The following is a 19,714-nucleotide window of genomic DNA, read 5'->3' as shown; positions in this document are numbered from 1 at the left end:
CGCGACGGGCCGGGACGTCTGCCGTTGCTGGTAGAAATGTCGGATGAGCCACGATCGAGCAGCGGTACGGGAGCGGGCCGAGGCGGTGCTGCGTCGGCTGGCCGGCGACCATGCCCGGCTGCGTGAGGATCAGTGGCGGGCGATCGAAGCCCTGGTCGTCGACCGGCGTCGGGTGCTCTGCGTGCAGCGCACCGGTTGGGGCAAGTCGGCTGTCTACTTCGTGGCTACCGCGCTGCTGCGCGACAGCGGGCAGGTCGACCAGGCTGGCCCCACCGTCATCGTGTCTCCGCTGCTGGCGCTCATGCGCAACCAGGTCGAGGCGGCGGCCCGGGCCGGCATCCGGGCCCGCACGATCAACTCGGCGAACCTCGACGAGTGGGACGAGATCACCGCGGAGATCCAGACCGGTGCGGTGGACGTGCTGCTGATCAGCCCGGAGCGGCTCAACAACCCGGACTTCCGCGACGGTGTGCTGCCGAAGCTGGCCGCGACCACCGGGCTGCTCGTGGTCGACGAGGCGCACTGCGTCTCCGACTGGGGGCACGACTTCCGGCCGGACTACCGGCGGCTGCGCACGTTCCTCGCCGAGCTGCCCGAGCGCACGCCCGTGCTGGCCACCACCGCCACCGCCAACACCCGGGTCACCCAGGACGTGGCCGAGCAGTTGGGTGACGCCCTCGTGCTGCGCGGCACCCTGGACCGCGAGTCGCTGCGCCTCGGCGTGCTCGACCTGCCCAGCCCGGCGCACCGGCTGGCCTGGCTCGCCGACCACCTGGACCAGTTGCCCGGCTCGGGCATCGTCTACACGCTCACCGTGGCGGCAGCGGGGGAGACTGCCGAGTTCCTGCGCTCGCGCGGCTACCCGGTGGCGTCGTACACCGGGCAGGTGGAGGACGCCGACCGGCGGGCCGCCGAGCAGGACCTGCTCGACAACAAGATCAAGGCGCTGGTCGCCACCAGCGCGCTCGGCATGGGCTTCGACAAACCCGACCTGGGCTTCGTCGTCCACCTCGGCGCACCGCCCTCGCCGATCGCGTACTACCAGCAGGTCGGCCGCGCCGGCCGCGCCGTGGAGCATGCCGAGGTGTTGCTGCTGCCCGGCGTCGAGGACGCCGCGATCTGGCGTTACTTCGCTTCGCTCGCGTTCCCGCCGGAGCAGCAGGTGCGGGCCGTGCTGGCCGCGCTGCACACCGACCGCCCGCTCAGCACCCAGGCCCTCGAACCTCTCGTCGACCTGCGCCGGACCCGGTTGGAGCTGATGCTCAAGGTGCTCGACGTGGACGGCGCGGTCCGCCGGGTGCGCGGTGGTTGGCTCGCCACGGGCGAGCCCTGGGCCTATGACGAGGCCCGGTTGCGCCGCGTCGCCGAGGCGCGCACCGTCGAGCAGCAGGCCATGCGGGAGTACGCGACCACACCCGACTGCCGGATGCGCTATCTGCGGGAGTGCCTGGACGACACCGGTGCGGCCGACTGCGGGCGGTGCGACAGGTGCGCCGACCCGCTCTTCGCCGCCGACGTGTCGACCGCCGCGCTCGCCGCCGCCCAGACGTTCCTGGGCCGACCCGGCGTGGAGATCGCCCCCAAGAAGCTCTGGCCGACCGGCCTGGACGCGGTGGGCGTACCCCTCAAGGGCCGGATCGCCCCGGCGGAGCAGGCGCTGCCGGGCCGGGCCGTCGGGCGCCTTTCCGACCTGGGCTGGGGTGGCCGGCTGCGTGATCTCGTCGGCGCGGAGGCACCGGACGTGCCGGTGCCCGACGACGTCGTCGGCGCGGTGGTGGAGGTGTTGAAGGCGTGGGCGCACGGCGACGACCCGTGGCCGCGCCGACCGGTGGGGGTGGTCGCTGTGGGTTCCCGGCGCCGACCACGGCTGGTCGGGTCGTTGGCCGAGCGGATCGCCGCAGTGGGTCGGCTGCCGCTGCTCGGCGAGGTCACCCCGGCCGGTCCGGGCGGCTCGGCCGGGCCGCGCGGCAACAGCGCCCAGCGGGTACGCGCGCTGCACGACACGTTCACCGTGCCGGCCGACCTGGCCGCCGCCCTGGCTGGCCTGGACGGCCCGGTACTGCTCGTCGATGACCTTGTCGATTCGGGCTGGACGATGACGCTCGTGGCTCGGGTGCTTCGCCGGGCGGGCGCACCCGACGTGCTCCCGCTCGCCCTCGCCGTAGCCGGTTGACCAGCTGGTATCCGGGTGGACCGGTCCGCGCACGCCGGTGCGGAAAAGTTCCCGGGCCCCGGCGAATGCGACAGTCGCCACGCCGTCCGGGCGTCGGCCCGGGGTGCTCCGCCCCGGCGGTACGGTGGGCGGCATGACCGACAAGCACCCCGCCGCCGAACCGGAGGTGTCTGACCCGGTTTCCGACGCGGCGGTGGTGCCTGACCAGGCTGAGCCGGCGGTGCGAGCTGATCCGGTCTCCGACCCCGCGCCGGTCTCCGCCGCACCGGACCGGAGCACGCTCCGGCTGGCGTTGGTGGTCGGCGGGCTGGTGCTGGCGGTGCTGCTCGGCTTCGGGCTCGGCCGGGTGAACGCCACCGGGAGCACCACCGGCAGTCCCGCCCTGGCGGCCGAGCACACCGACCCGCCGGGCATTGGGCCGCACAGCCACGGCAGCACCACGAGCACCGATCAGGGCGCGGCCACCGAGCCGGGCGGGCTGGCGGTCAGCGCTGCCGGTTTCACCCTGGCCCCCCTGGGCGACGGGTTCGCCGCCGGTCGCCCCGGTCAGTTCCGCTTCCAGGTGCGGGACGCGCAGCGCCGCCCGGTGACGCGCTTCGCTGTCGTGCACGACAAGCCGATGCACCTCATCGTCGTCCGCCGCGACCTGACCGGCTACCAGCACCTGCACCCGACGATGGCGACGGACGGCATCTGGTCGGTGCCGTTGACCCTCGGGCAGCCCGGCGTCTGGCGCGCGTACGCCGACTTCACGGTGGTGGCCGACAACGGCGCGCAGACCGCGGTGACCCTCGGCGCGGACCTGGTCGCGCCCGGCGACTACCAGCCTCGGTCGCTGCCGGCGCCGGCGACCTCGACGACGGTGGACGGGTTCACGGTCGGCTACCAGGGCAGCCCGCAGGCCGGGGTGACGGTGCCGTTGACCTTCCGGATCGACGGCCCGAGCGGTGGTGCGGCGCTGGAACGCTACCTCGGGGCGTACGGGCACCTGGTGGCGTTGCGTGAGGGCGACCTCGGCTACCTGCACGTGCATCCGGAGCCGGAGCTGACCGACGGCCAGGTCACGTTCTGGCTGACCATCCCCGGCCCGGGCCGCTACCGCCTCTACCTCGACTTCCAGGTGGCGGCCGAGGTGCACACCGCCGAATTCACCCTCGTCGTGCAGTAGGGCAAGCGGCGCGTGCGGGGCTAGCCGGCGCGGCGGTTGGGACGGCGGGCCAGGTAGCGGAGCAGGTCACGAATGTGGTGCTTCTCCTCGGCCGGGACCGTCGGGTCGGCCAGCCGGTCCAGGATGGCCCGGACGTCCGCCTCGACCGGGCCGTCGTCGTTGCGTCGGCGGGGCGTGGGGCCGGCGTCGGGCAGGCCGAGCGCGCGGAACGCGGCGGCGACCGGCAGATCAAGTGCGGCGCAGAAACCGCGTACCTTGGCCAACTCGGGATAGTCCTGCCAGTCACCGGCCAGCCAACGAAACACAGTGGAACGGCCGACGCCGGTGTGGGCGGCGAGATCTGTCACGGTCCAGCCACGTTCGTCGCGGGCGTCGTCGATGGCCCGCCGGACGAAGCGGGCGAAGGCTATCTGCGGTGTTGCGTCGGCTGATCCCATCCCTGCGTGTCTTACCCCCTGCCGGTGCGACGGGACAGTGCGCCTTCCGAGGGTAGTACGCCCGGGGCCCGAAACAATTGACTGAGCGCACAAACTGTCCCGTGGATGGGACTTTCTTCGCCGGGGCAGCTGTCGGCCACAACCGACCTCGAACGATCATCATCGTTCTTCTACTAGGCTCGGTGCCCGTCCCGGCATTGGCGCATGAACGCCAGCCTGTTCGACCGGACCACCGCCGAGGAGCACCATGGCCGAATCGAGCCGTCCACAGCCGTACCAGCCCGGTGCGGTAAGCCTTTTCTTCGTCGCCAAGGCTGGCGTCTTCGCCGCCGGGTTCTGGATCTGGTTGCTGGTCCTGGTGCTCCGCACCGACTCCGCGACCGGCCAACACGTGTTGGCCGCCACCGGTGCGGTCACCACCACGCTTGTCGGTGTGGTGCTCGGTGTCCGGATGGCGTTGCAACACAACGCGGCCGTCCGGCACGCGGAGCTGAAGAAGTTGCTCGTCGACATCTCCTGGAACGCCTTCGCAGCCGCCGGCAACGCCGAGAGCACGGGCAAGGTGGTGCCGTTCCCCGTCGCCCCGGCCGACGGCGGATGGCCCGGCCAGCGCAACGGCGGCGAGCGGGTGACGGCCCTCGACCGGGGAGCCGGTGAGCGCACGAATGGCCGGGATCCCGGCGGCAACGGCGATCGGCGTCGTTAGTCGTCGCCCTGGGTCGCCGGCTGCGGTTCGGTCGGCTCCCCATCGGCGGCCAGCAGGGTCGCCAGGCGCGGCGTGACCCGCCACTGGTCCACCAGCTCGCGGTACTCCTCGCGCTGCGCTCCGGTCGCCTCGCCGCCGGTGCGGCGGGCGCGGATCAGCAGGTTGCGGGGCGTGTGCTGGGAGTCCACGAACTCCACCACCTCGGTCCGGTAGCCGTGCACCCGCAGCAGCCCGGCCCGCAGCGCGTCGGTGAGCACGTCGGCGAAGCGCTCGCGCAGAATGCCCTGCCGGGTCAGCAGCTCGTACGGGGCCGGGGTGGGCTGGGCGCGGAGCTGCATGGCCAGGTCGTGGTGGCAGCATGGTGCGGCAAGTACCCAGCGGGCCTCCCAGCGCACCGCGCGGGCCAGCGCCTCGTCGGTGGCGGTGTCGCAGGCGTGCAGCGCCAGCACCAGGTCGGGGGCGGGGTCGACGACGGCGTCGGCGATCGTGCCGGCCACGAAGCTGACCTGGTCGGCCCAGCCCAGCCGCTGTGCCAGCTCGGTGTTGCGCCGCCGCTGGTCCTCCCTGACGTCCACGCCCACCAGCTGCACGTCGAGCCCACGACCGGTCAGGTACCGGTACGCGGCGAACGTCAGGTAGGCGTTGCCACAGCCCAGGTCGACAACCCGGAGCGGGCCGGTCAGCTCGTCGGGCAGGGTCGCGGCCAGAGCGCGCAGGAACGCGTCCACCTGGCGGCGTTTCGCCGCCGAGCCGCCGATCTCGGCGAAGATCGGGTCACCGGGGTCGAGCAGGTATTCCTTGGCCCGGTCATTTCCGGCGGGCGTCGCCGCCGGGCGGGGCGTCGTGGCCCGGTGCACCTGCGCGTCGCCGGACTTGGTCACCCGTAGTTGGAGTGTCGCGTCGGCCGTCTCCACGTGCCAGTTGCCGAACGGTTCGGCGAGCAGTTCGTCGACCGCCGCGGCGGCCTCGGGGCCGGCGGCGACGTTGCGGGTGTACGGGCGGGCGCCGTCGGACGTGGTGATCTGCATCCGGGGTCCGGCCTTGAGCGCCACCGGCCGCAGCTCGGCCCGTGCGACGGTGGGGCGGCGTCCGCGCCGACGCCCGGCGGCGACCGCCCGGGTCAGCGCGGGGTCGAGCAGCAACGCCCGGACCTCGGTCAGGGCGGCGTCAAGTGATTCCGGCATCGATCCATCTTCGGCAGGTGGGGCGGGAGAAGGGAACATCCCCCGTACCGCGCGAGGCGGTGCGGGGGATGTCAGGTGTGGCTCGCTGTCAGTCGGCGGTCGCCTCGGCCGGCGTACCCGCGTCGGAACCGCCACCACGGCGGCGCCGACGGCGGCGCGGCTTCGACGGCTCACCGTCGGCCGCGGCGGCCGGCTCGCTGGGGCCGGCGTCCGCGGAGATCACCGCGGTCGGCTCGCCCGCGACCGCCTCACCGGCGCGGCGGCGACGCCGGCGGCGGGGGGTACGGGTGCCTTCCTCGGCCGCGTCGACTGCGGGTGCCTCGGCGACGGCCGGGGTGCCGGAGTCGGACCGGTCCCGGCGACCGTCACCGCGCCCGCGGCGCTCACCGCGACCCTCGCCGCGGCTCTCCCCGCGTCGGCCGCCCCGGCCACCGCTGTCGCCCCGACGGGAGCGGGTCGTGCCACCCAGGTCCTCCTCGACCTCGGCGGACAGCCCGGCCCGGGTGCGCTCGGCGGTGGGCAGCGTGCCGCTGACCTCGGTGGGGATGTGCAGGTCGGTGTAGAGGTGCGGCGACGTGTGGTACGTCTCCGGCGGCTCCGGCATCTCCAGACCGAGGGTCTTGTCGATGATCCGCCAGCGCGGCATGTCGTCCCAGTCGACGAAGGTCACCGCGACGCCCGTCGCACCCGCTCGGCCGGTACGACCGATCCGGTGGGTGTACGTGTCCTGGTCTTCCGGGCAGTCGTAGTTGATGACGTGGGTGACGCCCGTGACGTCCAGTCCACGGGCCGCCACGTCGGTGGCGACCAGGATGTCGATCTTGCCGGCGCGGAACGCCCGCAGCGCCCGCTCCCGGGCACCCTGGCCGAGGTCACCGTGCACCGCCGCGACAGCGAAGCCGCGGAAGTCGAGGTCTTCGGCGACCCGGTCGGCGGCCCGCTTGGTCCGCGTGAAGATCATGGTCAACCCGCGCCCCTCCGCCTGGAGGATGCGCGCCACCACCTCGACCTTGTTCATCGAGTGGGTGCGGTAGACCAGTTGCTGGGTCTGCGGCGACGGGCCGGTCTCGGCGGTGTGCCCGGCGTGGATCGTCATCGGCTGGCGCAGGAAACGCCGGGACAGGGTGACGATCGGGTCCGGCATGGTGGCCGAGAAGAGCATCGTCTGCCGGTCTTCCGGGAGCATCGCCAGGATCTTCTCGACGTCGTCGAGGAAGCCCAGGTCGAGCATCCGGTCGGCCTCGTCGAGAACGAGCGCGTGCACCCGGTCCAGTCGGAGGTGCTTCTGCTTCTGCAGGTCCATCAGGCGGCCGGGGGTGCCGACCAGAATCTCCACGCCCTTGCGCAGCGCGTCGATCTGTGGCTCGTACGCCACGCCGCCGTAGATCGGCAGCACCCGGACGCCGCGCGTCCGGCCGGCGGCGGCCAGGTCCTTGGCGACCTGGATGCCCAGCTCGCGGGTGGGGACGACGACAAGCGCCTGGGGGACGCCGTCACTGCCCTCGCCCGGGGCGAAGACCCGGTCCAGCAGTGGCACGCCGAAGCCGAGGGTCTTGCCGGTGCCGGTGGGCGCCTGGCCGATCAGGTCGACGCCACGCAGCGCGATCGGGATCGCGTACTCCTGGATGGCGAAGGCGCGGGTGATGCCCGCCGCGGCCAGGGCCTCGACGGTCTCGGCGCGGGCGCCGAGTGCGGCAAACGTGGGGGCCTCGGGGCGAACCGGGGCGGTGGGGGCCAGTTCCTGGCCGTCCATCAGATCTTGAGTCAAATCGCTCATCTGGATGTGGGGGTGCCCTCTCGTGGGTGCGCCCGTCATGTCCTCAGGGCGCGATCGGTATGACGCGGGCCACACGGTCGGCGGCAGACTGCCGAGCCGGACCGGGCCGCACGCGCGCCGCAGGCTGAGCTTCGATCAGGTCGGCGCCCACGGCAACTGCTCTATGCTACCTGAACAGGCATGCCTTCGTCCCGATTCCCGGTCGGCCAGGCGACACGCGGGGGCGATGATTGTGACCTAAGTCACATTTAAGCGAGGGGCGTACCCCGCATGAGTCACCGACGTGCGGTGGGCGGCGGGGGTCCGGGCCGGACGGCGGGGGTCCGGGCCGGACGGGGATTGCCTCATGTCATCCGGGTGAGGTGCGGGAAGAACCCGAGCCGAGCGGGCGGTGCTTGCCGGGTCGAGCACTGCGTCGACGCGGCACCGCGCGCAGGGGCCGCTACCGGAACCGCGAACCCGGCACCGGCCCGCGGCAGGTGGCCCGACGCCTACCTGCCGCGATGGCCGGACCGGTCAGCGGACGGTGAAACCGACCGACCGGGGCGACGCCTCGGCGATCTCGACGTAGGCGACCTTCTCGACCGGAACGATGACCCGCCGGCCCTTCTCGTCGGTCAGGGAGAGCGTGCCGCCGTTGCCGGCGAAGGCGTCGGTCACGATCTGCTCGATCTCGGCCGGCGACTGAGCGCTGTCCAGTACCAGCTCACGCGGCGCGTACTGCACGCCGATCTTGACCTCCACTGTGCCTCCTCAACTGGGGCGAAAGAACCGCCCTGGGAAGGCTATCCGATCACGGGGTCAGCGGTCAGGCTGACTCACCTTGCAGCGGGAAGCTCGCGATGCCCCGCCAGGACAACGCGGCCACCAGGGCCTCGGCCTCGGCCTTGGGCACCTGACGGCCACCGGCCAGCCAGAACTGCGCGGCCGTCTCCGCCGCGCCGACCAGCCCGGAGGCGAGCAACTCGGCGTGCGCCCGGCTCACCCCGGTGTCCGAGATGATGGTGTCGGTGATCGCCGCGATGCAGCCCTGCTCGACCCGCTCCACCCGCTGCCGCACCGCCGGGTCGTTGCGCAGGTCCGATTCGAAGACGAGGCGGAACGCCTCGCTCTCGTGATCGACGAAGTCGAAGTACGCCCGCACCGACGCGCCGACGCGCTCCTTGTTGTCGCTGGTGCCGCGCATCGCATCCTGCACCTGAGCGACGATGGCGTCACAGTGCGTGTCGAGCAGCGCCAGGTAGAGATCCATCTTTCCGGGAAAGTGTTGATAGAGCACCGGCTTCGAGACCCCGGCCCGCTCGGCGATGTCGTCCATCGCCGCGGCGTGGTAGCCCTGTGCGACGAACACCTCCTGCGCCGCAGCGAGAAGCTGCTTTCGGCGCGCGGAGCGGGGCAGGCGGGTGGGCCGGCCAGCGGTCTGTGCACCGTTCCCCGCAGCGGTCATGGGATCCTCCGAGTTCTCCGTACGAGCCGGCATTTTCCCCCCAGACCGGGCGAAGCTCGCGACCCCCGTCGTGGAAATGGCCCGCCGCTGTAACTTATCGCCACTCTCGGCACACGGTAGCCTCAGCGGGGGCGACCAAGGAGCGCGCGGTGAGTGAAACAGGGCAACCCGGAGCCGCCACCCCGGGAGAACACGGTGACGGAACGGGTCAGCACGACGACCCGGGCCGTTCCGTCAGCGGGTGGGCGCCTCCGTCGGGTGGGTGGTCCCGAGCCGCCGATCGCGAGGATGCCCCGGACGAGGAGCCGCGCTGGCAACCCGACCCGGCGGCTGGCTGGCGCACCTCGTCCAGCCGGCACGGCGACCTGCCGGCGCCGCTGCGCGGGCTGCCGGGTGACCTCGATCCGCCGACCCGCGCCAACGGCCACCACCCGAACGGCGTGCACCACCCGGGCGACGCCAACGGCGTCCGCCCTCCCGGTCTCGAACCACCCGCCGGCCGCCCCACGCCGGTGAGCGCACCGCCGGGGCTACCGGCCGAGGGTCGACCCGAGGCGTCCGGTGACCGGCTGGTGGTGCCCGCCCAACGTCCCGCACCGCCGCAGGAGCAGGGTGCCGGCGAGCCCGACGAGGGCACCGCCACCCGCGCCACCGCCGATCCGGCCGCCGCGCACCGTGCTCGCTGGGCCGCACCCGGCCCGCCCACCTCCGCGCCACCAGCCGTCCAGGTGCCGCCGGTCGGCACCGCCGCGTCTGGTTTCGAGGTGCCGCCCGGCTTCCGCGCGCCGACAAGCGAACGGTTGGCCGCCGACGAGCCGGCCGCGCCCCGTGACTGGCGGGACCCGCTCGCCCCCGAGCCGCCGGCAGCATCGAGGCCGGCCGGGCCCGCCGACGCGGCCGAGCCGGGTCGCGCCGCGGACAACCCCCGACCAGGCGACGCACACCGTGCCGGCGAGTCGCCGGCCATCGAGCCGGACTGGTCCGGGCCGAACTGGAACCGGCCGAGCTCCGGCGGCGGGTGGGCGCCACCCTGGTCCCGGTCGGACGACGAGCCGGCCGCCCCCAAGACCCGGGACGAGCCCGCGCCGGGTTGGGTCGCCGAGCCCCACCAGCCGTACGAGCCGGTGCGCGCCGAGGTGCCCCGCCCCTATGAGCCGGTGCGTGCCGATCCGCCCCACGGGTACGACGTCACAGGGGCTGAGTCCGGGTCCGAGGCCGTGCCGCCGCGCCCGGGCGAGCAGTTCAGCCCACCGCCGTCCGATCGCCCGTCCTGGGCCGCGTCGCCCGCCGTCGCGCCCCGGTCCGCCGACGCGGACGTGTCCCCCACCAGTGGCCCCCCGGTGCCGTCGACTGGCAGCACACCACCGGTCGCCGATCGTCCCTCGTGGGCCGGCGCTCCGATGCCGACCAGCAGCCCACCGGCCGACCACCCTTCGTGGGCAAACGTTCCCGCGCCGACCAGCGGCCCACCGACCGACCGTCCCTCCTGGGCCGGGTCCGGCGCACCCCGGACGGACCGCCCGTCCTGGGCCGGCGGGTCCGACCCGACGCCCACCAGCCCGGCGCCGGCACGGCCCTCCTGGGCCGGCGGGTCCGGAGCGGTGACAAGCGTTCCGCCGGTACGGCCGTCCTGGGCCGGCGGGTCCGAGGCGACGACAAGCGTCCCGCCGGTCCGGCCCTCGTGGGCCAGGGGTTCCGCTGCCGAGCCCACCCCGGCGCCGGAGCCCTGGGCCGGAGACGCCGACCCGACACCTGCCAGCGCCCCACCGACGAGGCCCTCCTGGGCCGCCGGTGCCGCGCCCGTCGACGCGCCGCCTCCGGCACCGGCCGGGCCGCCCCCCACGCTCGCCGACGCGCCCCCGGCCCCGGCGGGCCCGCCCCTGGTGGCGGAGCGCCCCTCGTGGGCCGGCGGTTCACCGACGGCGAGCAACTCCCCGGCCGAGCGGCCGGACTGGTCCGAGGGCCGGATCCCAACCGCCCCCGCCGAGCGACCCTCCTGGCCGGCCAGCCGGTCCACGAGCGCGGCCGGCGGCGAGGCCGGCGAGACGCCCGGCCCAGCACGGCCCGAGATCCGGCCGACCGCACCATTCCGGCTCCGGTCGGCGATCCCCGAACCGCCCGGGCCCGCGCATTTCGAGGCACCCCGGGCCGACGCCCCGTCGGCAGCCGACCTCAGGGTGTCCTCAGCCGCGGAGATTCCGCCCGTCGCCGCCAGCGGGGCCCAGCGCCATGACCGGTCCCCGGTCACTTCCACCTCGCCCTACGCGGCGCGCCGTTCCGCCCCCGACCCGGCGTCGTCGACCGATCCGGCCGACGACGGCCGGCAACCAGACCCGAGGGCGGCGGTGCTGCCGCAGCGCGTCCCCGCGGAGCCGGACGTGCCCGTCGTGCCGGAGCCGCCAGCCGTGGATCCACCCGCCGAAACCCCGGAGCTCGCCCGCATCGCCACCCACCTTCGCCGCGACGACGAACCAGCCCCACTCCGGGAGCGCCCCGAGGGGTTCGACGTCAACGCCATCCTGGACGCCGTTCGAGAGGTCGCCGGTGTCCGCGACGCGGCGCTGCGCCGCACCCCGGCGGGGGCGCACAGCCTGCGCCTGGACCTGGCCGACGGCGCCGACCCGGCCGAGGTGAGCCGCCAGGTGGCCCGGCTGCTGCAGGATCGGATGGGGCTGGCCGCCGCCCCACAGAACGTGCCCGGCCTGCCCAGCACGCCACCTCCGCCGGTTCGTCGACGGCTGGCCGAACCCCGACCTGCCGAGCGGCGTACGGCGGAGCCGCCCGGCGCGACCCCGCGCGACGGTGGTCCGGCCTCCCGCACCGGTGAGATCCGGGCAGCCGAGCCGACGCCGCCGGGGCGTCCGTCGGGCGGCCCGGTGGAGGCGACGCCGACCGGCCCGGAGCAGTGGACCGGCACGGACACCACACGCCGCCGCCGAACGAACGCGACGCACCGGGGTCGCGCCACGGTCGAGGAGCCGGGCTCGGTCTCGGCCGCGCCGGCCGGTGCCGCGACCGGCAGCCCGGCCACCCTCGGCACGTCGTACTCCGGTGGTCAGGTGACCACGACGGAGTCGGCGCCGTCCCGCCCGCTGGACACCGGGGGAGTGCCGGGGCCGCGGGTGGTGATCGACCACGTGCAGGTGAGCACGTTCGGGCTGGACGCGAACGTGGAGGTCCGCCTGCTGGCCGAGGGGGACAACGCCTCCGGGTACGCCACCGGGCCGGCGGTGGACGGCTACGTGCTGCGGCTCTGCGCGGTGGCGGCGGCCGCCGCGGTGGACGAGTTGCTGCGCGGCACCGACAACGCCGAACGGGGTCGCTGCTTCGTCGAGCACGCGGCGGTGGTGCCGTTCGGCAACTGCGAGGTGGCCACCGTGGTGGTGCTGCTGGTCTGTGCGGGCTGGGTCGAGCAGCTCGCCGGCTCGGCGCTGGTCGCCGGTGATCCGCGGCAGGCGGTGGTCCGGGCGACGCTGGCGGCGGTCAACCGTCGGCTGGAGGCGCTGCTGTCCTGAGTGGAACGGGGCAGACTGGAACGATGAAGCGCGCCACCCTCTGGCCCGACCACCTGCTCCCCGATCATCAGGTCCCACCGCCCTGGCCGGGCCGGGAGGTCCGCCTCGACGGCCGGGTCACGTACGTCCGAGACACTCCGGCGACCACCGCCGGCGCGGAACCGGCGCTGTACGTGCACGGGTTGGGCGGGTCGTCACAGAACTGGACCGACCTGGCCGGGCTGCTCGCCGACCGGCTTGACGGTCAGGCCATCGACCTGCCCGGCTTCGGTCGCAGTGAGCCGGGTCCCCGCTACACCATTGCGGCCTTCGCCGACCTTGTCGTCCGCTGGATCGAGCACTCCGGTCGAGGGCCGGTGCACCTGTTCGGCAACTCGCTCGGCGGCGCGGTGGCGGTGCAGGTCGCCGGGCTCCGGCCGGACCTGGTCCGGACCCTCACCCTGATCTCTCCGGCCCTGCCGTTCCTCGACTTCCGTCGCTCGTTGCAGGGGCGGATGCTGCCGGTGCTCGCCATCCCGCGGGGTGAGCGGCTGGTCGCCCGGCACCTCACCCAGCTCGCTCCCGAGGTGATGGCCCAGCAGGTGCTGGAGGCGTGCGTCGCCGACCTGAGCCGGATCTGCGACCAGCGTCGGGCCGAGGCGCTTGAGGAGATCCGGGTGCGGTACGAGGCGGAGCACTACGCCGCCGCGTACGTCCGGACGTTCCGTGGCCTGGTCTCCAGCTTCCTGCGGGCGTACCTGCCGGGGTCGGGTTCGCTGTGGCGACTCGCCGCGGCGGTGCGTGCACCGACCCTGGTGGTGGGCGGCCGGGCGGATCGCCTGGTCGACGTGCGGGTCGCGCCGCAGACCGCCCGGGTGATCCCGGACAGTCGGTTGATGATGCTCGACGGCGTCGGTCACGTGGCGCAGTTGGAGGTGCCGCGCCTGGTTGCCCGGGCGGTGGTCGGCCTGCTCGCCGAAACGGAGGAGACCGTCGGGCGGTCCGATCTGGCAGGCTGACCTGGATGCCCAGCTCAAGCCCCCTTCCCGGTCGCCGTCAGCGACGTTTCGCGCGGTTCGCCCAGCTCGCTGCGGTGGTGTTGGCGGTCTGCGCGGTGGTCACCGTCGTCGCCGAGGGGCCGGGCGGGCGTCCCGGTGCCGAGCGGTTGGCCGCCGACGAGGTCGACGCGACGCCGCTGGTGGTCGCGCCGCCGCCGTCGGTGGGCCCGTCGCCCTCCGCCGTGGTCCCGTCCAGTCCGTCGCCGGTGCTGCGGGTGCCTGGCACCGTCCCGAGTGCCGGCACCGGGAGGTTCGGCTACGACGACAGTTCCGGCCCGGTGCTGGGTCGCGCCGGTGCGGTGCGGCGGTACCGGGTCGCTGTGGAGTCGGGCAGCAACGAGGTCGCCGCGGACTTCGCGCAGGCGGTCCAGGTGGCGCTGGCCGGGCCGGGCAGTTGGGTGGACAGCGGCAGGCTCCGGCTGCAGCAGGTGCCGGGGGACGCGCCGCGCGACTTCACCGTCTATCTGGCCACCGCCCGCACGGCGGGGCGGATGTGTGCCGAGGGCGGGGTGAACATCCGGATCGGGGGTCGGCCGTACACCTCCTGCCGGGCACCCGGCCAGGTGATCATCAATCTGGACCGGTGGCGGCTGTCGGTGCCGCATTTCGTCTCGGCCCGGGTGCCGCTTGCGGTCTACCGCACATACGTGGTCAACCACGAGGTCGGTCACCAGCTCGGGCACCGGCACGAGCGCTGCCCGGGTGCGGGCCGCCCGGCGCCGGTGATGATGCAGCAGACGCTCTTCCTCAACGGGTGCCGGGTCAACCCGTGGCCGTACGTCGATGGACGCCGCTACGCCGGCCCCGCCCTCTGAACGGCGCTGCGACCGGCTGACCGCCCACTCACCATCAGGCGCAATGCCTGAATAACGGTAAAAACAGAGAAATGCCCGAATAATCTGGCAGGCTTGACGTCATGACGCCGTCGTCCCCTTACGGCCCGCCCTCACCGCCCGACCGGTCTGGCCGGTCGGCGTACGACGGCGCGCGTCCCACGCTCCGCCGGATGCGCAGGCGACGTCGCCGTACCCTGCTGCTCGGCGCGCTCGTGCTCGTCCTGGCCGCCGGCGTCGGCGTGACGCTCAACCAGGGCGGCGAGCCGCCGGCCGACACCCCGGCCACCAGGCAGGGTGAGATGGGCCACGGAGGTGGGGCGCCCGCGCACCCCGCGCCCACCAGCTACCCCTCGGTCGGAGCCGGACGCTTCACGGCGGCCGACGGCGAGACACCCGTGTACGGAACGGATGGGCCGCTGCGCCGCTACCGGGTGGTGGTCGAACGCGGCACCGGCCAGGACGCCGACGCGTTCGCCGCCAAGGTGGACGAGGTGCTTGCCGACCGGCGCAGTTGGATCGCCTCCGACGAGTTGCGGGTGCAGCGGGTGGCCGACGCCGGGGCGGCGGACTTCACCATCTACCTGGCCACCCCGGTCACGTCCGAGCGGATGTGCGCCGAGGGCGGGTTGGCCACCGAGCGCTACACCTCCTGTCGCCTGCCCGGCCAGGTCATCATCAACCTGGCCCGCTGGATGGAGGCGGTCCCCGACTACGGCGCCGCGCTCGACACCTACCGCACCTACGTGATCAACCACGAGGTGGGTCACGAGTTCGGCGAGCAGCACGAGGCCTGTCCCGAGCCGGGGGAGCCCGCCCCGGTGATGCAGCAGCAGACGTACGGCCTGCGCGGCTGCGTCGCGAACGCCTGGCCCTACCTCGACGGCCGTCGCTACGCCGGCGACATTGTTCCCTGATCAGCCGGGTCGTCGGTTATTCCCACTCCCGCATCGCGGACCAGTGTCGTCCCTCATGGCCGAGCGGGGCTCCGGCGAGTGACAATGGCGCGGTTCACACCGCCGATCCCGGGGAGTCCACCGTGTCGTTGCCCCCGCTCGTCGAGCCCGCCGCCGAGCTGACCGTTGACGAGATCCGCCGCTACTCACGCCATCTGATCATTCCGGATGTCGGGGTGACCGGGCAGAAGCGGCTGAAAAACGCCCGGGTGCTCTGTGTCGGCGCCGGTGGCCTCGGGTCGCCCGCCCTGCTGTACCTCGCCGCGGCCGGGGTCGGCACGCTCGGCATCATCGACTTCGACACCGTCGACGAGTCCAACCTCCAGCGCCAGGTCATTCACGGCGTGTCGGACGTCGGGCGGTCCAAGGCCGAGTCCGCCGCCGCGTCGATCCGCGAGATCAACCCCCTGGTCCAGGTGGAGATCCACAACACCGCGCTGGACCGGGAGAATGTCCGGGAGATCTTCGCCCAGTACGACCTGATCGTCGACGGCACCGACAACTTCGCCACCCGTTACATGGTCAACGACGCGGCGGTGCTGCTCGGCAAGCCGTACGTCTGGGGCTCGATCTACCGCTTCGACGGCCAGGCGTCGGTGTTCTGGGCCGAGCACGGCCCCTGCTACCGCTGCCTCTACCCGGAGCCGCCGCCGCCCGGCATGGTCCCCTCCTGCGCCGAGGGCGGCGTGCTCGGCGTGCTCTGCGCGTCGATCGGCTCGATCCAGGTGAACGAGGCGATCAAGCTGCTCACCGGCATCGGCGAGCCGCTCGTCGGCCGCCTGATGGTCTACGACGCCCTGGAGATGGAATACCGCAAGATCAAGGTGCGCAAGGACCCGAACTGCGCGCTCTGCGGCGACAACCCGAGCGTCACCGACCTGCTGGAAGACTACGAGGACTTCTGCGGCGCGGTCTCCGAGGAGGCCCAGGAGGCGACCGTCGACTCGACAATCACCGCTGTGGAGCTCAAGGAGTGGCAGGACGCCGGCAAGGACATCTTCCTCGTCGACGTGCGGGAGCCCGCCGAGTACGAGATCGTCCGGATCCCCGGCTCCACCCTGATCCCCAAGGGCGACATCCTCTCCGGTGAGGCGCTGGCGAAGCTGCCGCAGGACAAGCAGGTGGTGCTGCACTGCAAGTCCGGCGTCCGCTCGGCCGAGGCGCTCGCCGCGCTCAAGGCGGCCGGTTTCCGCGACGCCGTGCACGTGCAGGGTGGCGTGCTCTCCTGGATCAAGCAGATCGACCCGTCGCTGCCCGCGTACTGAGCGACGACCGGGGCCGGCGGCGGGCCACTCACCCGCCCCGGCCTCGGCCGATTCCCCGAGGCGCGACGCCCTTTACGCAGGTAGCGTGACCGCCGTGGTGGACATGGACGGCGCTATCGGCTTCGTCGTGGCGCACGGCGACGCGGTCGACCGTGCGCGTCTGTCCCGGCTGCGCGGCGGCGTACCGGTGCCGGACGAGGTGCTCGACGCCGCCGAGGCCGGGCAGACGCCCGACGGCGGGTGGCCGGCCGTCCTGGACGGTGCCGTCGGCTCCATCGACGCGACCTGCTTCCGCCTGGCCGAGTTGGACGACCTCGGTGCCCTCGGCCGCCCGGCGGCCCGGCGCGCGCTGGACTGGCTCGCCGCCTCCCAGTTGCCCGACGGCGGCTGGGACGAGGACCCGACGCTCGCCGACCTCGCCCCGGAGTGGGCCCGCCCAGGCGACCCGGAGGCCCGTCTCTACCTCACCGCCAACGCCGCCTTCTGGCTCAGTGTGGGCGGGCTGGGCGCCCGGGCCGCCGGGCCGCTGGACCACCGGGTCGGCGGGTCGTACGCCGGGGTGGTGCAGGCCGCCGCGCAGACGCTCGCCGCGCAGCTCGCCCCGGACGGCCGTTGGCCCTCGTTCGTGCCCGCCGGTTGGCTGACCGCGGCAGTGCTGCACCGGCAGGAGATGTACTACGAGTCGGCGCTGATCCAGTCGGTGCTCGCCGAGCGGATCCCACAGCTGTCCCCGGCGGACGTGGCCTGGCTGGCCGGGACGCTGAGCCGCGTGGACATGGGCGAGGAGCACTGGCTGCTTGTCGCGGCCCGCGAGCGGCTCACCAAGACCCAGCGCAGCGACGGCGGCTGGGACAGCGACGACGGTCACCAGTTCGATGTGCACACCACACTGCGGGCGATCCGGGCGTGCCGGGTGGTCACCTCAGCTGGCTGATCACCAGCGGCCACCAGCCGTCCGGGGCGAACGCGGCCGGGTCGATGCCCTCCAGCACCGTCCGCAGCGTCTCGGCCCGCTCCGCCCGGCCCGCCTTGCCCTCATCCGCCTCGACGAAGAGCGCGAACTGGTAGAGGAACTCGACGAACGTGCGGAAACTGCTGTTGACGCCCTGAACGTCCTTCTGGTCCAGGTCGAACTGGAGGATCTCGCCGGTGCGCGGGTCCAGCACGTAGAGCAGGTTGGGGTTGTCGGCGACCGCGCCCACCACGATCAGCCGGATGTCCAGCGAACCGTCCTCGGTGGTCAGCTGCATGGTGTCGTACAGCTCGATGTCGCCTTCGAGGAACGCGGTGTAGACGACCGCCACGTCGAGCGGGATCTCGTCGCCAGCGGGGAGCAGGTCGGGGCCGAGACCCCCCTCCAGCCACGCCTCACGCGGGTACGGGATGAGCTCGTCCTCGTGCCACAGGGCACGGAACCGGGGGTCAGCGGCCATGACGGTCCTTCGTGGTCACAGGAGTCGGGTCGGTCAGGACGACAGGCCGGCGGCGATCAGCAGCCGCCGCCAGTTGTCGGCGTACTCGCCTGCGTGCCGTCCCTTGCGCAGCCGCTGCTCGGGGGCGGCGGGACCGAGGACGACGGCCGTCAGCTCCGGGTAGCGGGGGCCGAGCACGTGTTCGTCGAAGAACGTGGCGACGTCGGGGGCGATGATGGCGAACTCGACGTCCTCGTCGGGGTGCTCGTACTGGTAGACGTAGGCGCTGGACTCCATGTAATACACGTCCAGGTCTTCCCGGTCGAGGTAGATCGGGTCGCCGCCGCGGATCTCGGACCGTAGGCCGCGGGGGACACTGTCGATCTCGTAGCCGACGACCAACGGGCTGCCCATCGGGTCGCTCGGGTCGACCTCGTATTCCGCCCAGGCCTGCGGGGTGCGGATCTCCTTCGGCGCGTGGAACCGGAAGTTGTCGCCCTCCAGCCGCTGGAACAGGGAGTAGACCTCGGCGACGCCCGGCAGGTCGGCGATCGGCTCCAGCGGGGCCGCCCCCTCGATACGCACACCGAAGCCGTGCTCGGCCTCGACCCGGGTGAGCAGCTCCAGCTTTTCGGTGATCCGGGCGAGGACGGCGGGGTCCGCGTCGGTCATGGCAGGAACTTCACGATGATCGGGGTGCCCTCGGGGACGTCGCGCAACGCCACGGAGATATCGCTGCCGAGCTGGCGGTTGGTCCAGGAGTCCATCAGCCTGAGGTTAGCGTATTCGTCCTTTCCGTCGAGTTGCAGCTCGTGGATATGGTCCGGGTCCAGTCCCTCGCCCCGGGCCCGGATCGGCCCCCGGCCGTCGTAGAGGCGATCGACGAGTTGCTTGTTGGCCAGGTACTGATTGGTCGTCGGGTCACCGTGCTGCTGGGTCAACTTCTCGTTCTTCGTCAGCCGGCGGATCACCCGGTCCCGGAAGACGTTGGTGCGGGTCCGGGTGCCCGGCTTGGTCCCTCGGCCCCCGCGGTGGTAGACGTTGTTGGCCGTCCGGTCCGACTTCGCCTTGCTCAGCCGGCCCTCCTGGCCGAGCCGGACCAGGTCCCTGGCCTTGCGGTCGAAGTCCCTCTTGTCGAAGTCCGGGCGGTTGCGCAGCACCAGCACGGCCGGGCCGCGGGGGGTGGTGCCGGCCGTCTTGGCGGTGCGGAACACGTCGGCGTTCTCCAGGTACGCCGAGACGATCCTGGCGCCCTTCGCCTGCGTCTGGCGGGGCGGCGAGGTGCGCTTCCTAGCCATTGAGCACCGTGTCCACCGCCATCCCGATCAGCTGGTCGACGATCAGCCCGGTGATCATCTTGAAGATCGGGATCTCCAGCAGGGACGCGCCGAAGGTCACCACCGCCGTGGCGATCGCCTGCGCGATCTGGATGGCCAGCAGGATCAGCTGGATGATGACCTGGATCTTCAGGGCCAGCACCACCCCTGCCGCGGCCATCAGCCCGATGGAGATGATGTTCGTCGGGTCGGTGGCATCGGCGATGTTGCGGGCGGCCGACTCCCTGTCGTTCCACTCGTCGGCGAACGCTGTGAAGCTCTCGCCCCGGTTGGCGTCCAACACCGTTCGCGCGGCCGACTCCAACTGGGCTACCGAACTGTTGATCCGGTCGGCCATGCCGGTCCACTCGCCGGCAAGCTGGAACAGGGCTGTCTCGTCCGACTCCGGCCAGTCGTACCCGATCATCGAGAGCAACGACACGAGCTCACCCGGAAGCGTCAGGCCCACGGCCACTCCATTTCCCCGT

The 19,714-nt window shown here is 73.0% G+C and carries 18 protein-coding genes; 9 read left to right on the top strand and 9 right to left on the bottom strand.

What is annotated here, in order from left to right; genetic code table 11:
• Positions 1–43 precede the first annotated feature (43 nt).
• Positions 44–2,173, top strand: a complete 2,130-nt coding sequence (locus tag AB0B85_RS12775) for a DEAD/DEAH box helicase (protein WP_357406588.1) — start codon at positions 44–46, stop codon at positions 2,171–2,173.
• 133 nt (positions 2,174–2,306) lie between these two features.
• Positions 2,307–3,341, top strand: a complete 1,035-nt coding sequence (locus AB0B85_RS12770; protein WP_357406586.1) for a hypothetical protein — start codon at positions 2,307–2,309, stop codon at positions 3,339–3,341.
• Positions 3,342–3,361: 20 nt separating this feature from the next.
• Here AB0B85_RS12770 and AB0B85_RS12765 read toward each other — a convergent pair whose 3' ends face one another.
• The gene (locus AB0B85_RS12765; protein ID WP_357406584.1) at positions 3,362–3,778 is read right to left on the bottom strand and encodes a helix-turn-helix transcriptional regulator; all 417 of its coding nucleotides are present in this window, start codon (positions 3,776–3,778) and stop codon (positions 3,362–3,364) included.
• Positions 3,779–4,025: 247 nt separating this feature from the next.
• Here AB0B85_RS12765 and AB0B85_RS12760 point away from each other — a divergent pair, with 247 nt between their 5' ends.
• Entirely contained in the window at positions 4,026–4,484 is a 459-nt protein-coding gene (locus tag AB0B85_RS12760; RefSeq protein ID WP_357406582.1) for a hypothetical protein, read from the top strand.
• Here the strand turns inward: AB0B85_RS12760 and AB0B85_RS12755 are convergent.
• From AB0B85_RS12755 to AB0B85_RS12740, 4 genes are all read right to left on the bottom strand, one after another.
• Positions 4,481–5,668: an SAM-dependent methyltransferase gene (locus AB0B85_RS12755; RefSeq protein ID WP_357406580.1), complete on the bottom strand. Its 1,188-nt coding sequence runs from the start codon at positions 5,666–5,668 to the stop codon at positions 4,481–4,483. The genes AB0B85_RS12760 and AB0B85_RS12755 overlap by 4 nt on opposite strands.
• A gap of 88 nt (positions 5,669–5,756) precedes the next feature.
• Complete coding sequence (locus tag AB0B85_RS12750; protein WP_357406578.1) at positions 5,757–7,445, bottom strand: DEAD/DEAH box helicase; 1,689 nt, start codon at positions 7,443–7,445, stop codon at positions 5,757–5,759.
• Between the two features lie 516 nt (positions 7,446–7,961).
• Positions 7,962–8,189: a DUF3107 domain-containing protein gene (locus AB0B85_RS12745; RefSeq protein WP_110563159.1), complete on the bottom strand. Its 228-nt coding sequence runs from the start codon at positions 8,187–8,189 to the stop codon at positions 7,962–7,964.
• Between the two features lie 64 nt (positions 8,190–8,253).
• A complete protein-coding gene (locus AB0B85_RS12740) occupies positions 8,254–8,892 on the bottom strand; it encodes a TetR/AcrR family transcriptional regulator (protein WP_110563158.1) in 639 nt (212 codons plus the stop codon).
• 1,400 nt (positions 8,893–10,292) lie between these two features.
• On the opposite strand from AB0B85_RS12740, the gene AB0B85_RS12735 reads away from it, so the two are divergent.
• From AB0B85_RS12735 to AB0B85_RS12710, 6 genes are all read left to right on the top strand, one after another.
• A complete protein-coding gene (locus AB0B85_RS12735) occupies positions 10,293–12,407 on the top strand; it encodes a hypothetical protein (RefSeq protein WP_357406765.1) in 2,115 nt (704 codons plus the stop codon).
• Between the two features lie 23 nt (positions 12,408–12,430).
• Entirely contained in the window at positions 12,431–13,405 is a 975-nt protein-coding gene (locus AB0B85_RS12730; protein WP_357406576.1) for an alpha/beta hydrolase, read from the top strand.
• A 5-nt stretch (positions 13,406–13,410) separates the two neighbouring features.
• Positions 13,411–14,259, top strand: a complete 849-nt coding sequence (locus AB0B85_RS12725) for a DUF3152 domain-containing protein (protein ID WP_357406574.1) — start codon at positions 13,411–13,413, stop codon at positions 14,257–14,259.
• A gap of 191 nt (positions 14,260–14,450) precedes the next feature.
• Positions 14,451–15,194 (top strand): DUF3152 domain-containing protein, encoded by a 744-nt coding sequence (locus tag AB0B85_RS12720; protein ID WP_357406572.1) that lies wholly within the window; start codon positions 14,451–14,453, stop codon positions 15,192–15,194.
• A 122-nt stretch (positions 15,195–15,316) separates the two neighbouring features.
• Positions 15,317–16,498 (top strand): adenylyltransferase/sulfurtransferase MoeZ, encoded by a 1,182-nt coding sequence (gene moeZ / locus AB0B85_RS12715; RefSeq protein WP_357406570.1) that lies wholly within the window; start codon positions 15,317–15,319, stop codon positions 16,496–16,498.
• Positions 16,499–16,583: 85 nt separating this feature from the next.
• Positions 16,584–17,432: a prenyltransferase/squalene oxidase repeat-containing protein gene (locus AB0B85_RS12710; protein ID WP_357406568.1), complete on the top strand. Its 849-nt coding sequence runs from the start codon at positions 16,584–16,586 to the stop codon at positions 17,430–17,432.
• Here the strand turns inward: AB0B85_RS12710 and AB0B85_RS12705 are convergent.
• From AB0B85_RS12705 to AB0B85_RS12690, 4 genes are read right to left on the bottom strand one after another with little or no spacing between them, the layout of a single operon-like run.
• Entirely contained in the window at positions 17,416–17,931 is a 516-nt protein-coding gene (locus tag AB0B85_RS12705) for an SUKH-4 family immunity protein (protein ID WP_357406566.1), read from the bottom strand. The genes AB0B85_RS12710 and AB0B85_RS12705 overlap by 17 nt on opposite strands.
• 33 nt (positions 17,932–17,964) lie before the next feature.
• Positions 17,965–18,582, bottom strand: a complete 618-nt coding sequence (locus tag AB0B85_RS12700; RefSeq protein WP_357406564.1) for a hypothetical protein — start codon at positions 18,580–18,582, stop codon at positions 17,965–17,967.
• Complete coding sequence (locus tag AB0B85_RS12695; RefSeq protein ID WP_357406562.1) at positions 18,579–19,208, bottom strand: hypothetical protein; 630 nt, start codon at positions 19,206–19,208, stop codon at positions 18,579–18,581. Before AB0B85_RS12695 ends, AB0B85_RS12700 begins: the two co-directional genes overlap by 4 nt.
• Positions 19,201–19,695 (bottom strand): hypothetical protein, encoded by a 495-nt coding sequence (locus AB0B85_RS12690; protein WP_357406560.1) that lies wholly within the window; start codon positions 19,693–19,695, stop codon positions 19,201–19,203. Before AB0B85_RS12690 ends, AB0B85_RS12695 begins: the two co-directional genes overlap by 8 nt.
• Positions 19,696–19,714: the final 19 nt, after the last annotated feature.

The sequence above is a fragment of the Micromonospora sp. NPDC049044 genome, assembly GCF_040649215.1.
Lineage (GTDB): Bacteria > Actinomycetota > Actinomycetes > Mycobacteriales > Micromonosporaceae > Micromonospora.
The sequence above is the reverse complement of the archived record's forward strand: the minus strand, read 5'-3'. Positions and strand labels throughout refer to the sequence as shown.